Origin of the sequence: Sinosporangium siamense (assembly GCF_016863435.1) — a bacterium.
GTDB classification, from domain to species: domain Bacteria; phylum Actinomycetota; class Actinomycetes; order Streptosporangiales; family Streptosporangiaceae; genus Sinosporangium; species Sinosporangium siamense.
In genome coordinates this window covers 23,030-37,437 of record NZ_BOOW01000057.1, presented here as the reverse complement: position 1 = coordinate 37,437, position 14,408 = coordinate 23,030, and the positions used below count along the sequence as shown (strand labels likewise).

Annotated in this window: 13 protein-coding genes and 1 pseudogene; 5 read left to right on the top strand and 9 right to left on the bottom strand. The window is 67.5% G+C overall.

The genetic code is table 11. The annotated features are described in order from the left end of the window. Positions 1–94 precede the first annotated feature (94 nt). Positions 95–1,072, top strand: a complete 978-nt coding sequence (locus Ssi02_RS36795; RefSeq protein ID WP_204032895.1) for a zinc-binding dehydrogenase — start codon at positions 95–97, stop codon at positions 1,070–1,072. Positions 1,073–1,082: 10 nt separating this feature from the next. Here the strand turns inward: Ssi02_RS36795 and Ssi02_RS36790 are convergent, their stop codons facing one another. From Ssi02_RS36790 to Ssi02_RS40080, 3 genes and pseudogenes are all read right to left on the bottom strand, one after another. Continuing rightward, positions 1,083–1,757, bottom strand: coding sequence for a TetR/AcrR family transcriptional regulator (locus tag Ssi02_RS36790; RefSeq protein ID WP_204032892.1), 675 nt, complete (start codon positions 1,755–1,757; stop codon positions 1,083–1,085). A gap of 53 nt (positions 1,758–1,810) precedes the next feature. Beyond that, positions 1,811–3,775, bottom strand: a complete 1,965-nt coding sequence (locus Ssi02_RS36785; RefSeq protein ID WP_204032890.1) for a multicopper oxidase family protein — start codon at positions 3,773–3,775, stop codon at positions 1,811–1,813. A 430-nt stretch (positions 3,776–4,205) separates the two neighbouring features. After that, positions 4,206–4,388: pseudogene (locus tag Ssi02_RS40080) on the bottom strand (ABC transporter permease subunit); the annotation flags it as partial. Positions 4,389–4,885: 497 nt separating this feature from the next. Between Ssi02_RS40080 and Ssi02_RS36775 the strand changes: the two are divergent. After that, complete coding sequence (locus Ssi02_RS36775; protein WP_204032885.1) at positions 4,886–5,692, top strand: SAM-dependent methyltransferase; 807 nt, start codon at positions 4,886–4,888, stop codon at positions 5,690–5,692. 125 nt (positions 5,693–5,817) lie between these two features. Here the strand turns inward: Ssi02_RS36775 and Ssi02_RS36770 are convergent, their stop codons facing one another. The 6 genes from Ssi02_RS36770 to Ssi02_RS36745 all read right to left on the bottom strand — a co-directional run bounded on the left by Ssi02_RS36770 (position 5,818) and on the right by Ssi02_RS36745 (position 12,234). Then, entirely contained in the window at positions 5,818–7,500 is a 1,683-nt protein-coding gene (locus Ssi02_RS36770) for a CotH kinase family protein (protein WP_204032883.1), read from the bottom strand. A gap of 6 nt (positions 7,501–7,506) precedes the next feature. Beyond that, positions 7,507–8,184, bottom strand: coding sequence for a DUF4956 domain-containing protein (locus Ssi02_RS36765; RefSeq protein WP_204032882.1), 678 nt, complete (start codon positions 8,182–8,184; stop codon positions 7,507–7,509). A 5-nt stretch (positions 8,185–8,189) separates the two neighbouring features. After that, positions 8,190–9,116 (bottom strand): polyphosphate polymerase domain-containing protein, encoded by a 927-nt coding sequence (locus tag Ssi02_RS36760; RefSeq protein WP_204032881.1) that lies wholly within the window; start codon positions 9,114–9,116, stop codon positions 8,190–8,192. A gap of 80 nt (positions 9,117–9,196) precedes the next feature. Next, a complete protein-coding gene (locus Ssi02_RS36755) occupies positions 9,197–10,585 on the bottom strand; it encodes a sensor histidine kinase (protein ID WP_204032880.1) in 1,389 nt (462 codons plus the stop codon). A 23-nt stretch (positions 10,586–10,608) separates the two neighbouring features. After that, positions 10,609–11,310, bottom strand: coding sequence for a response regulator transcription factor (locus Ssi02_RS36750; RefSeq protein ID WP_204032878.1), 702 nt, complete (start codon positions 11,308–11,310; stop codon positions 10,609–10,611). Positions 11,311–11,406: 96 nt separating this feature from the next. Next, complete coding sequence (locus Ssi02_RS36745; protein WP_204032876.1) at positions 11,407–12,234, bottom strand: DUF817 domain-containing protein; 828 nt, start codon at positions 12,232–12,234, stop codon at positions 11,407–11,409. A gap of 342 nt (positions 12,235–12,576) precedes the next feature. Between Ssi02_RS36745 and Ssi02_RS36740 the strand changes: the two genes are divergently transcribed. Genes Ssi02_RS36740 through Ssi02_RS36730 form a run of 3 tightly spaced genes read left to right on the top strand, consistent with a single transcriptional unit; the run spans position 12,577 to position 14,396 of the window. Beyond that, on the top strand, positions 12,577–13,215 hold the full coding sequence (locus Ssi02_RS36740) for a TetR/AcrR family transcriptional regulator (protein WP_204032874.1): 639 nt from the start codon (positions 12,577–12,579) through the stop codon (positions 13,213–13,215). Continuing rightward, positions 13,212–14,105 carry an alpha/beta fold hydrolase gene (locus Ssi02_RS36735; protein WP_204032873.1) on the top strand — a complete coding sequence of 298 codons (894 nt, stop codon included), beginning with the start codon at positions 13,212–13,214 and terminating at the stop codon, positions 14,103–14,105. The genes Ssi02_RS36740 and Ssi02_RS36735 overlap by 4 nt, the downstream gene beginning before the upstream one ends. Further along, complete coding sequence (locus Ssi02_RS36730) at positions 14,106–14,396, top strand: hypothetical protein (protein WP_204032871.1); 291 nt, start codon at positions 14,106–14,108, stop codon at positions 14,394–14,396. Positions 14,397–14,408: the final 12 nt, after the last annotated feature.

Below are 14,408 nucleotides of genomic sequence, written 5' to 3'. Positions count from 1 at the left end.
CTCGCTCCGGCCACGGCCAAAGCACTTGACCTCAACCGCGCTAGAGGTTGAACGCTGGAGGTCCGGCGACGATCGACAAGAAAGTGTGGCGGCTATGCGTGCGATTCAGGTGAGCGAGTTCGGTGGTCCCGATGTGCTGATTCCCGTCGACATCCCCGCCCCCGTGGCGGGCCCCGGGGAGATGGTTCTGGACCTGGCCGTCGCCGATGTCCTCTTCCTCGACACGCTGCTGCGCAGCGGATGGGGAGGTGAGTTCTTCCCCCTCACACCCCCATATGTGCCGGGCACCGGCGGTGCCGGGCGGGTGTCGGCCGTCGGTGAAGGTGTGGCCCCCGCCTGGATCGGCCGCCGGGTCGCGGCCGACGCGCCCACCGGCTACGCCGAGCAGGTCGTGACCGCCGAGAGCGACGTGGTCGAGATCCCCGGCGAGGTGGGCTTCTCCGAGGCGGCAGCCGTACTCCACGACGGTGTGACCGCACTGATCTTGGCCGGCAAGGGGCGGATTCAGAAGGACGAATGGGTCCTGGTGACGGCTGCCACCGGCGGTGCCGGCTCCCTGCTCGTGCAGCTCGCCCTCGACGCCGGCGCCCGCGTCGTGGCCGCCGCCGGCGGAGAACGCAAACTCGCACTCGCCCGTGATCTGGGCGCCGAGGTCGCCGTCGACTATTCACGAGAGGGCTGGCAACACAAGGTGCGCGAGGCGACCGGCGGCCGGGGGGTGGACCTGGTGTTCGACGGCGTGGGCGGCTCGTTGGGTGAGACGGCCTTCGAAACGGTGGCCCATGGCGGTCGCTTCATTACCTATGGCTCGTCCAACCGCAGGTTCGCTGAAATCCCCTCGCAGCACGCCAAGCAACGTGACGCCTGGGTGCACAACGCCCTGGAGGCCGCCCCTCCCAGCCCGGCCGAGCGCCAGGCACTCCTCAAGCAGGCGCTCTCCCTCACGGCCCAGGGCCGCCTGCGTCCCATCATCGGCGCGACCTTCCCCTTGGGCCAGGCCCGGGACGCCCACGTCTCCCTCACGGAACGCAAGACACTGGGCAAGTCATTGCTGCTCATCTCAGCCGAATGACTCGGGAAGGCTAGATCCCCCACAGGTCGGCGAGTGAGTCCATCTCGATCACCCTCAATGTCTCCGCCCGGTGCCCCATGCCTGCGAACTGTCCCTCGACCTCCAGGCTGATGATCCCATGGAGGCGCGCCCACACCATGACACCTCCGGCCAGTGCACTGGCCGGGTCTCCGTCCGGTGCGAAAACGTGCACCCATGTGGCGACCAACGGCATGTCCTCCATCCACTGCACTACCTCGGCACGCAACGACGCAGGCGCCGTTCCCTGCGCGAAAATCGGCAGGAACGGCCCCATCACCCCCCGCGCCTGCTCGCTGGTCTCCTGCGGAGCCTGATATCCCGCCACCGGCGTGCCGAACAGCAGCTGGAACAAATGCGGCTTGGCCAGCGCCCACCGATGAAACGCCTCCGCGAGAGCGTGCAGCCGCTCACGGGCCGGGACACCCTCACGCACAGCGGCGTATACGGCTCTGGCCACGTCGTCGAAGCCTTCGATGATCAACTCGGTCAGCAGGTCGTCCCGGCTGCGGAAGTATTTGTACAGCGCCGGACCGGTCATCCCGAACTGCTTGGCCACCGCGTTCAGGCTGAGTGCCCCGACGCCGCCTTCGCCGATCTGGGCCAGGGCGGCCTGCTTGATCTCGGCTCGAACCTGATCGCGGTAGCGCTGTCGCGGTGATGACACCATCACACCAGAGTATGGGGTCCTAACCGCGGCTATATGCCTGCGGCCTGCCATCAGTGACCGTCGCCGTGATAGGGAGAGGTCACGCCTTCATAGGCGAGGTGCATGACCATGCCGGCCTCGGCGTGATCGAAGTCGTGGCAGTGGTCCATCCAGATGCCCGGATTGTTGGCCGTGAAGGTGATCTCGTAGCTCTCACCGGGCGCGACGTTGATCGTGTCGGCCCACCACGCGCTGCCCGTGACAGGCGTCCCGTTGCGCGACAACACCCGCACCCTGTGCCCGTGCAGGTGCATCGGGTGGTCGCCGATGCCGCGAGACGTGATAACCATGCGCACCTTGTCCCCCTCCCTGACCATGAGCGTCGGCACGGCGGGCCAGAGTCGACCGTTTATCGTGTTGCTCCAGGTGAACGCACCACCCGAGAACCCGAGGCCGTTGTCCAGGACAAGCTGGAAGTCTCGCTGGTAAGGAGCTGAATCCACCGGCACATCCGGCTTGCCGTACCCGATCCGGTCGAACAGCTCCCCCGGCGTCAGCTCGGCGGGCGCGGCCTTGCCGTCCGAGCTGAGTGTCAGGGCCACCGGGTTGGGGGCCTCCGCCGTGTCGAGCCTCAGGGTCACCGGGCCGGCCGGCATGGTGAAGGACACGTCATACCGCCCGCCGGCGGCCAAGAGCAGATCGGTGCCCGGTTTGAGGTCACCCGGCCGGTTGATCGGGTTTCCGTCCAGCGCAGTGACCTTGTACGGCGTGCCGCCCAGCATCAGGCGATGCGGCTCCTTGGAGCTGTTGATCAGCCGGAGCGTGACCGGCGTGTCCGGTGCGACCGCCACCCCCTCCGGCACGTCGGCGGTGCCGAAGGCAGCGATCTCCCCCGGCCATTGGTGGGTGAAGACATTCCTGATAAATCCCGCTTCGGTGTCGTCACCCTCGACGATCAGGGCGCCGAACAGGCCACGCTCGATGGAACGGTTGGCGTCGCGGTGAGTGTGATACCAATACGTGCCCGCACGGTCGGGAACGAAGCGGTAGACGTGCTTTTTCCCCGGTCGCCCGGCATTCTGCGTCACACCGGGCACACCGTCCTCGGCGTTGGCCACGTCGATGCCGTGCCAGTGCAGGGTGACCCCTTCGGCCACATCCCGGTTGATCAGTGTGACCTCGACCAATTCGCCGTGCCGTACCCGAAGCTCCGGCCCTGGCGACGTGCCGTTGAACGTGAGAGCCTCGACCTGCTTCCCCGACGCCAGGCGCACCACACCCTTGGCCGCGGTGAGCGTGAACCGCACGTCCGGCTCGCGGTCGCGCGGCCCGGTCAGCTCGTCGACGCTACGAGTCCTGGCCGCCGCCGGGTCGGCCGCGACCGGCCGCGCCACAGGAGCCGCACCACCGTGGTGCCCACCTGCCGCCTGCGGCGCCGCCACCGCGGGAGCCGGCTCGGCCCCACCACCCCAATCCCGCACCGACGCGTGCACATCGGGGCCAGGCTGAGCGGCCATGAACAGGGCCCCCACCGAGGCTGCCACCGCGAGCACCGCCACCCCCGACAACCAGGGCATACGGCGAAGCCGTCCGTTACCCGAGCGCCAGATGCCGAGCAGCAGCGACGCCGCCCCCGTCATGCCGAGCACCGTGATCGCGGCCAGCACGGCGATCGCCATGTCCTGCGGCCCCGGCGGAACGTAGAGCACATAGAAGGAGGTCAGCGCCCCCATAGCGGTCACATGCCCGGCGATCGGGTGGGGCCGTAGCCACGTCCAGGCCAGCGGGAGCGCCACCACGGGCAGACCGAGCAGGAACCGGTGAGCGGCCGGCTCCCAGCCGCCGGCCACCAGCAGCATGACGGCGACGACCACACGGGCCGCGACGACGGCGGTCGTGGCGTACAAGAACCGCCTCAGCACGGCCGAAGCACCGGGCGTCATTTGGTGCCGGCCGGCGCGACGGCCGAGCAGCACACCCGTCACCGCCAGAAGAAACGCCAGCACCAGATCGGTGAGGAAGAGGGATTCCACCATCGCGTCGCTCGCCTTCTCAAGCCGGGGCCACTGATATGGACTTACCGAAGTTATAGCATATAACCAGAGCATGCGCCCCTAACCAAGGAGTGGTCAAGCCGAGCCGACGCCCATCGGCCCGGAACGCCAAAGGGCGGAGCCGCGAACCGCGACCCCGCCCCCTTCCCGGCAACACGACCGTGTCAGGTGACCCTCACGTCGGGGGCCGGAGAGGCATGGCCATCAGACCGGCCCCTGACCGAACCGGATCTGTCCTCTCCGGACACGAGTCACCAAACCGGCCCGCGGCCGTCAGTCCTCGCGCAGATTGGCCGACTCGACGAACAGGTGTCCCATTCCAGGCAGACCGAAGATCGACTCGGTGATGACGGAGCCCAGGAACAGCGCCGGGATCGTCAGCACCGCCATGGTTACGACCGGGGATCGCGGCGTTCCTCAGCGCGTGGCCGATCAGGACGGTCCGTTCTGGCAGGCCGTTGCCTCGGGCGGTACGGATGTAATCCTGCTGGAGCACTTCAAGCATCGACGACCGCACGTAGCGCATGAGCCCTGCCACCGACACCAGGGCCAGAACCGCCACGGGCATGATCAGGTGAGTGGTGAGATCGGCCACGGCGGCCAGGCCCTCCTGCGGTTCGCGCAGGTTCTCCAGCCCGGACGAGGGCAACCAGCCGAGGGTGAAGGTCACCGGCCGCCCGGGTCCTTGGCGCCTTCGGGGCCGCCGCCACACGCGCTCAACTGCATGACCAGCGCCACGGCTGCGAGGCCGCCTGCATATCGTGGTAAATCGATTCGCTTCACACCGCCACCTCCTCGCGCCCGCCGTCCGGCGCCGCTGCGCCCATAGTGGCCAGGAGCGGAACAGGCCGACAGCCCACAGACGTCCGAGTTCGGGCTGGGGACGCGACACGTTGTCATCCACGCCACCGCGCGAGGCTTTCGCCGTACGCGACGTGTCGGCTTCGGAGGGGAGTGGGCCGGGGTGCGTCTGGGCACACCCGAGTCAGCAGATGTCACGTTTTATGACAATAAGAGTTGAGGCTCTTTGGTTGATCTTGAGTGGGCGACGGTGAGATCGTGACAGGGACCAACGGAAGGCGGAATCCGGATATGTCAGATGCCATCAGAGATGGGCTAGCGCCAGTCGACCTGCAGACCAACCGGCCGCATTCGGCCAGGGTCTACAACTACATCATGGGCGGCAAAGACCACTTCGCCGCCGACCGGGAAACCGCAGCCCAAGTGCTGACCGACTGGCCCGGACTACGCACCTCGATGCTCGCCAACCGGGCCTGCATGCACAGGATGGTCCGCTTTCTCACCGGTCTCGGGGTGCGCCAGTTCATCGATGTCGGCACCGGCATCCCCGCCTCGCCCAACCTGCACGAGGTGGCCCAGGAGACGGCGCCCGACGCGCGGATCGTCTACGTCGACAACGACCCCATCGTCCTGACACACGCCCGCGCTTTGCTGGTCGGCAAGCCCGAGGGGCGCATCGTCTACATCCAGGCTGATATGAACTCCCCTGAGGCCCTCCTCGCCGACCCCTCACTCGAGGAGGTGCTCAACCTCTCCCAGCCGGTCGCACTCACGGTGATCGCGATGCTCCAGTTCGTGGAAGACGCCCAGGGCCTGGTGGAGGCGCTGCTCTCCCCCCTCGCCTCGGGTAGCTACCTCGCCATCACCATCCCCACCGGCGACCTCGCCCCCGAGTCTGGGCGGCTGGCCGCGGAGTACACCCGCCGCGGCATCCCGATGTACCTCCGCGACCGCGCCGAGGTGGAGCGCCTGTTCACCGGCCTGGAACTCCTTCCCCCAGGTGTCGTCCCGATGCCCAACTGGCGCCCCGCGCCCGGCGACGAGCCCCTTCCGGACACCGCCACCAACATGTACGCCGCCGTCGGGCGCAAGCCGTAAAGCAGTCCGGGACGGCTCATGAACGGGATGGTTGGCGGTGCCCTCTTTTGCCACCGCGCGACATCGAAAGGCCACCTCCCGACCACGGTGAGTTCGAGAGATGGCCTTTTGCCTTCGGCCTGAGGTCAGCCCGCGCCATTCTCGGCGAATGCCTTGCCCAGGACCTCGGTGCGGGTCGTGAGCGTGGTGCGCAGAGAAGTGAGCTCCTTCTGCGCTTCCTCGGCGTCGGCGCCCTGGATAGACCGATAGGACGCGGTCGCCTGATCCAGAAGGGTGCCTGCCTTACCGGTGACCAGAAGGTCTTGATACAACTTCTGGTATTGCTGCCGGTAGATCTCTTTGAAGGCGGGGGTCTTCAGGAAGCGCTCCTTCAGGACGTGCCCCATTCGCATGCCACCACCGCCGCCCCCCTGACCGGGCTGACGAGCCTGACCCTGGCCGGGGGTCTGACTCGCGCTCGGACTCGGACTGGGGTTCTGCCCCTGGCCCTGGTTCTCACCTTGAGCCTCAGCCCGAGGCCGGCGGTCGCCTTCGGCTCCGCCTCTAAAGCCCCCCATGCCGATGGAATCGTCCGGCCCCGCGCTCGCATTGCCGCCGAAGGCGAGGTTGAGATCCCAGTTGATCACTTTGAATCTCTTGGTGCCAAGGTCGTACCACAGGTAGTAGTTGCGCCCCGGCCCCGCCATGTCATCGAAGTTCAGCAGCATGTTCTGCAACGCGAGATAGCGGGCGAAGGACTCCACGTCCACTCTGGACGCCAGACCGGCGGCGAATTCCTCGTCCGAGGACTGTTCCACCCACTTGATCAGGTCGATCACCGGCTGAAGATCCTGCTCGCCCTTACGGTTGACCTGCTTGAAATCGGCGGTGTACGCGGTCTGGTCCTCGCCTTTGTAGGAGAAGGTGGAGGAGGCCAAGGACTTGTAGAGCACACCGGCACCGAGCCTTTCGGCGTACCCCTCGTCGAGATACTCCACCAGCAGTCGCGGCGCCGAAGAGCGGCCGTTGACCGAGAAGGAACTGTAGGCGTAACCCTGGGACGGCTCACCGGACGCGCCGACCATGGAAATCGCCAGCGACTCCTTGAGCAGCGTCGCCGACCCCATCGAGGACGGCCGTACGGCGATCTGGCTGTGTCCCTGGTAGCGGCGGCCCTCCACGAATTCGTCGAAGCTGATCAGCCAGGGCAGGTTCTCCGGTTCCTCGGCTTTGAGCGGCGTACGGCTAAGCCCCCCGAAACCCGCGCCGGGATCACGGCCTTGCCCACCCCCGGCGCCCGCAAGATTCTGCGGCGGCTGCATGCCGTCCGGAGGGGCCATGCCCTCGGGGGGGTTCGGCATACCTTCAGGTGGTTCGAAGCCCTCAGGCGGCCGGCCGCCCCCTGGACCACCACCCGGCCCGCCCCGCTCCCGCGCACGAGACTGGCCTTTCCAGGTCAGCCCCATCAGCGTGGAATTGCCTTTCAGCCGGACGCCCACGCTCGGGATCGTGGTGCCGTCGATGACGAGGTCGGCTTCGACGTAGTTCTTCTCCCCCGACTTGAAGTACTCGGTCAGCATGTCCTCGTACGCCTCGTCGGTGAACGTGAGCTTCACCTCGTGGGGGGTCGAGGCGGTGAACAGATCCTTGCCGCCGGTCAGGTCGGTGACGACCGTGTTGCCGGAGGCACTGCGGACGCTGGTGACATACGGACGTATTGTGCCGCTGCCGAAGACCAGCACGCAGACTGCGAGGAACGCCCCACACGCGGCGACCAGCTTCCAGTTCTGCCGGAGTGAGACCGGGATACGGTGCTTTAGTCGCGCCATGGCCGGTCAGAGGTCGGTCTGGTCGTATCCGGTGAGCACCGTGACCGACTGGCCGTGATTGCGCTCGCGCAGCGCGGCGATCACGTCCGCCGGTTCGTGCCCCTTCTTGATCTTCACGGTGTACATCAGCTCCATGAGCGCGCCGGCCCGGATGGACTCCATGCTGACCAGCTCGAACTCGTCGGTGTGCCGTACCAGCACGTCCTGGATGGCTTGGGTGAAGTCCTCATCCGAAGGCACCTGCACCTTGACCACCTGGCGGCGCACATTGAGCTGGAACCAGTTGAACCGGTGCATGATCATGATGATCAGCGAAATGGTCACGGCAGCGACCACGGCCAGCAGATAGAACCGCGTGCCGACGGCCATGCCGACGCCCATCACCAGGAAGACGAACCCGACGTCGCGGGTCTCCTTGATGGCGTTGCGGAAGCGGACCACCGACAACGCGCCGACCAGGGCGAACGCGCGGGCGATGTTCGAGCCGACCACAAGCATGATCAGCGAGATGAGCATTCCGAGGATGACCAGCGTCTGCACGTAGGACTGGCTGTAGGAGACGTTGCGGTGCGTCGCCCGGTAGACCCAGCCGATCATCGCGCTCAGCACGAAGGACAACGCCATGGCGATGGCGATGTCGGCCACGCTGAACGTGCCCGACAGGTCCTGGAAGGAGAAGTCCATATGGGTCAGGCCTCCATACGCACGGGCGGCCGGACGGCGCCGAGGGAGTGGTCGTCGGAAAGGTCGGGCAGATCGGGAAGATGGAAGATCGAACGTGGTGCCAGCCCATAGGCCTCCACGCTCTGGCAGTACTTGGACACCCGTACCACCCGCAGATCCCTGGCGGCGGCCAGATCCGTGAACCAGTAGGGCACCCGCTCGTTGGCCTTCACCTCCATGATCGCTTTGTGTACCGGGACGATGAGCCTGTTCTCGGCGTCGGCGCTGAAGTGAAAGTCGCGGTCGCGCCCGCGGACGCGCCGGTCAAAGGTGACGCGCAGCCCGACATCGGCATCACGCCCCACATAGGCGTGGCGGGTGTAACCGGTCATCGCGGTGGCGTGCAGCTCCAACCGGGACACAAGGTCGAGGACCTCCTCCAGGAAGGCCCGCCCGCCCGGCTCGTGCTCGACCATCTGCCGCCCGTCGCACAGGCGCAGCGCGTCGGCGTAGGGCAGGCGCACCCGGCGCTTCTGGGTGACCCGGTTGACCCGCTGCTTGATCTCGACGAAGACCGGCGTCTCATCGGTGGCGGCGAACCGGTCACCGTAGTGGCGGATGCGCAGTTTGCGGCGGAACTTTAGCCCTTCGATCTTTTCCCAGTAGAAGCGGAGTTGCCGGGTGTCGTAGTAGACGCTCCAGATTTTGTAGCCCTCTTCCGGGCAATACCGGTCGCGTTCGAGGCGCTGTTCCACCTCCTCGCGCAACTCGTCCACCCGCTCGGCGTCGATCAGATATTTGATCTCGTAGCGGTTGAAGGCGTGCAGCTTGCTCGGTGCGCGCAACCGGTGACCCGCGTCGCCGTCCACCGCCGGTGTCGCCGTGGTCGCGGTAGCGGTCGTCTCGGCGCTCTGACGTCCGAAGATGGACTTCCTGCGAAATCGTTGCAGCATGCCCCTCCTTTAATGTTGCGCACATCCGACAGCACAAAGCTGGGAACAATGTGTGAACCAAAGGTGAACGACAAGCGGGCTCAGCCGTCCGACGGCCGGTGCGAGGGCAGCAGGACCCGGAACGTCGTCCCCCGGCCGGCGACGCTCGCCACCTCGATCCGGCCCCCATGCGCCTCCACCAGAGCGGCGGCGATGGCCAGCCCCAGGCCCGTGCCGCCGTGAGCACGCGAACGGCTGGGATCCGCCCGGTAAAAACGGTCGAAGACGTACGGCAGATGCCCGGGGTCGATGCCCACACCCTCGTCGTGCACCTGCACGACAGCCGTCCCGCCCGCCCCTAACGGCTCATGTGCGACCTTGACATGTATGGGCGTGCCGCCGGCGGTGTGCGTGATGGCGTTGCCGACCAGGTTGGCGATCACCTGGTGCAGGCGGTGCTCGTCACCGAGCACGAACACCGAGTCGGCCGGAACCTCAAGCTTGATCGTCCGTCCGGGGTCGCGGGCACGCGCGGCGTGCACCACGTCACCCGCCAGCACCCGCAGGTCGACTGTGCTGTGCTCCAGCATCGGCTCCCGGTCAAGTTGCGCCAGCAGCAGCATGTCCTCAACGAGTACACCCATGCGCCCGGCCTCGTTCTCGATCCGGCCGAGCAGCCGCTCGGCCATCGGATCGCGGGCCTCCTGCCCGTGGTGGTACAACTCGGCGAAGCCCCGGATCGACGTCAGCGGGGTGCGCAGCTCGTGGGAGGCGTCGGCGACGAAATGCCGCAGCCGCCCTTCGGATTGCTCCCGGGCGCGCAGAGCAGTGGCCAGGCGCTCCAGCATCGTGTTCAGCGCCCGCCCGAGGTGCCCGATCTCGGTGCGCGGATCGGCGTCCGCCACCCGGCGGTCGATGTCCCCGGCCGCGATGGCCTCCGCCGTACTCTCCATCCTGGTGAGCGGGCGGAGCCCGATTCGCACCACCACCCAGGCCAGCGCGCCGAGCAGCGTCAACACCACGACGCCGGTGACCACCTGAATGACCAGCAACTGCCGCACAGTCGCCTGATTGGCCCCCAGCGACATCGACACGGCCACCCGATCACCGTTCGGGAGATCCTCCACCAAAACCCGCCAATCCTGCTCACCTACCCGGCCTGCCGTGGTGAACGGCCGACGCGGCGCAGTGGAGACGGTCTCGGCGCCGATGGCGGGCCCGTCGAAGGGCGCCGAGGCCAGCTGACGCACCAGGTCGCCGGAGGCGGAGTAAAAGGCGACCTGGAACTGACTCGGCAACTCCAGATTCGCCGGGGGCCTGAGCTGCGCCGTGGGCGGCGGACGCCGGCCGACCGTCGCGGCGAATTCGCGAAGCTGGACATCCACCCGCTTAAGCAACGACCGCTCCAGCACCACCACGCCGGACACGGCAAAGACCGTCAACCCCAGCGCGCACAGGCCCAGCAGTGCCGCGAGCAACCGCAGCCGCAACGGCCAAGGACGACCGGCCCGCATCACGACGGCAGGGACAGGCGATAGCCGACGCCACGCAAGGTGTGAATCAGCGGCGGACCATGGGTGTCGATCTTGCGCCGGAGATAGCTGATGTAGGACTCGACGATCCGGCTGTCGCAGTCGAATCCGTGGTCCCACACACGCTCCAGGATCTGCGCCTTGCTGACCACACACCCAGAGTTGATCATCAGATAGCGCAGCAGCGCGAACTCCGTCGGGGACAGATGAATCGGCCTCCCCGCCCGCCGTACGGCATGAGCCTGCTCATCCAGCTCCAGGTCCGCATAACGCACCACCCCGTCGTCGACCTGCTCCTCCGGCGGCCTCATGCGCCGCAGGATCGCCCGCAGCCGCAACACCACCTCCTCCAGGCTGAAGGGCTTGGTGACGTAGTCGTCGCCCCCCGCGGTAAGGCCGGCGATACGATCCCCCACCGTGCCCTTCGCGGTCAGGAAGAGCACTGGCGGGTTGCCTGGCACCTCACGCAGCCTCCGTGCCACCGAGAAGCCATCGATGTCAGGCAACATCACGTCAAGGACGACGATGTCAGGCTGCGCCCGCTCGATCTCCTCCAGCGCCGCACGCCCGCAGGAGGCGGTCCGCACGCCGAAGCCGTTCAGGGTCAAGGCCTCCGACAGCAGCTCACGAATGCTCGGCTCGTCATCGACGACCAGCACACACGGGGGAGGGCATTTGTCCATGACAGGGTTTATAGGCGGACAGGCATAAGCGGGAGCGAAAGAAAGCGGACGCGGATCGCGGGAAGCGCGCAGGCCCGAGAAGACCGCACCAAACGCTCATCCATCGGCGGGGACGCGGCGCACAGGCAGTGCCCACCCGCGGGGACGCGACCGGGCACCGGTCAGGTGGAGCCGTCCCCGGCGCGCCTGCCAGGAAGCGACGATCACAAACGTGACGCTGACCAGCAGCGCCCAGGACCCGACCTTGCTGGCATGGACCAGCTGCCAGGTCTCCCTCTGGTGGGGATACTCCCAGGCGCCGAGGTAGGTGGCGATGTTCTCCGCCACCCACAGGAAGAACCCGATGAGTGTGAGCGACAGTGCCAATGGCATCTGGTAGCGATGCTCGCCCACGGTGAAGTGCACCACCGTCCCCCACGTGGCCAGGACCAGCGCGACGGCCAACGGGAGCCGCAGGTCGATCCACCAGTGCTGGCTGACGAAGTTGGCGTAGATCGCCACCGCCAGGCAGGTCACCGGCACCGTCCGGTAGGCCACCAGGCGCAGCGAGAAGATCCGCCAGGCCGCGCATACGTAGCTGCCCACCGCTGCGTAGAGGAATCCGCTGTACAGCGGCACCCCGCCGAACTTGGTGTAGGCGTCTTCGGGATAGCTCCAGGACCCGAGCCGCACCTTGATCATCTCAAAGGCCAGACCGACCAGATGAAACCCGGCGATGACAACTGTCTCCTGGCTGCTCTCCCACCGCAGGACACGAAAGACCACCGTCACCGCCACCGCGAACACCAGCAGCGCGTCATAGCGCGGGATCGGCAACGGCAGGATCGACGAAACGGCAAGCCCCACAAACAGGGCAACCGCGAACGCGCACGATTTCAGCTCTGCCCACGTGAAACGGAACATCTGCACGACAAAGAACCTCATGTCTTCTTCGATCCGCAGAACCACGCCAAGGTTCACCGAATCGCGGAAGGGCGAAGAGGGGGACAACCTCCACCTTGGCGCTGAGAAGGCGAACCCGCCCCACAGGCAGGAAGCTCGCCACACCCTTGGTCGCGCGGAGGCCGACCGGGTCGATCGCGCAGCGCGAATCCGAGACGCGATCGACAGACGGCTAGCAGTGCTGCAGTCAGGCACACGCGATTGCGTCAGTGCAGGTCAGGGGGGCCGTTCGAAGCTGACCACGAACCTTTCGCCGGGGCCGGCGAGCAGCACAGAGCTCTAAATGACTAAAATAGGAATTCCAGTCATTTAGAAGGGTTGATCATGGTCCGCCCCAGTGTCGAGACGAACGTCATCCTCGACGCCGCCGCCCGGCTCATCGCCGAACAGGGCTTCGGCAGCGTGCGGATGGACGCGATCGCCGCCCGCGCCGCAGTCGCGAAAGGCGTGCTCTACCTGCGGTTCGCCGACAAGAACGCGTTGCTCCGCGCCGTCGTCGACCGCGAGATCGTCCTGGCGATCCGCCGCTCGATCGAACTGGTGGAGGCCGACCGCCACGGCGGCTCGTTCTCCCGGCTGTACGTCCACGCGGTGACCGCGCTGCACTCACGCCCGGCGCTGCTACGCCTGTACCAGGAACCCTCCACGCCGCTACGGGACCTGCCGCAGGACAGCGAGAGTGTCCGGGCACGCGAACTCCTCGGGGCCGAGTTCATCCGCGCCCTCCAGGCCGAGGGCGTCGTGGCGGCGGACCTGGACGCGGACGTCCTCGCCGCGAACCTCACCCTGTGGAACCAGGCCCTCGCCACACAGGCGCTGGCCATCGGCGTCGACGAGCTCATCCTCGGCATGGGCACGCTGCTGGCACGCGCCGCCGACACCGGCACCACCGATACGAACGCCGGCAAACGCGCCTTCGTCGCCTTCGCCGAGGCGCTGATCGCCGAACGGGAGCAACGATGACCCACCTCATCCCGCCCGGTGCGAGGGAACACCACATCTCCACCGGCGCCGGACGGCTACGCGTACTTCACGCCCGCCCGGACGTGCCACCACCTACTCCGCATCCCAGCCCGCTTGTGCTCATCCACGGCGGCGGGACGGACAACGCGGCGATCTCCTGGTATCGGCTCATCGAGCCGCTGTCGGCCGAGCGTGAGGTGTGGGCGCCGGACCTGCCCGGATTCGGGGGGAGCATCGACGCCCCGCCCGCCGGCGGCCCGCGCGAACTCGCCCGCGTCGTCGCCGAGGCCATGACCGCGCTCGGGGTCACGCGGGCGGTGGTGGCGGGCGTGTCCATGGGCGGTGACGTCGCGCTCAATCTGGCCCTGGAGCACCCTCATCGCGTCGCGGGCCTCATACTCGTCGCTCCGGGCGGCCTCGTACCGATCTTCCGAAACCGCATCGCGCACTTCGGCGCCTGGGCGGCGGCGCAGGCCCCCGACTGGCTGCTCCGCCCCGCCACCCGCTTCGCCAACCGCTTCTCCGGCACCGCCGTACGGGCCCTCGTCAAGGACCCGGCAACACTCCCGCCCGAGGTCGTCGCCGAGTTCGTCCGCGAGGCCCGCAAACCCGGCGCCGGGCTCGGCTACGCCCGCTACAACCAGGCCACCCTCGGACGGCACGGCATGCGAAACGATCTCACGGGCCGCGTGCACGAGATCAGCGCACCCACGTTGATCTTCCACGGCGAGAACGACCCCATCGTCGATCCCGCCGGCTCACGCCACGCCGCCGACCGTCTTCCCCATGCCCGGCTCGTCACCGTCCCCGACTGCGGACACTGGGCACAACTGGAGGCCCACGACCGCTTCCTCACGGACACGCGGGCATTCCTCGATCAGCTCGCTTAGGTGTGGCAGGCGATCGAGCAGGCGGTGCCGTACGAGAAGCCGGCGGCAGTGGATGACGACGACGCGGCGCCGCCGAATCGCGGGCGGCGCCGTCCAAGCGTTCCCGCGCGGTGCAGGGGTGCCGCCGCCGACCATGACCTGGAGGCGGGCGCGGGACTGGAGTCGGCCGCGGCTGGAGACCTCCACCCCATAGTGCCACTGCCGACCACGACCTGGAGGCGGGCGCGGGTGCTCCGCACCGCGGCAGCGAAGGTCAAGAGCCGCCGCCGCTACGGCAATGCCACCCAGTGACCGGTTCCGGTG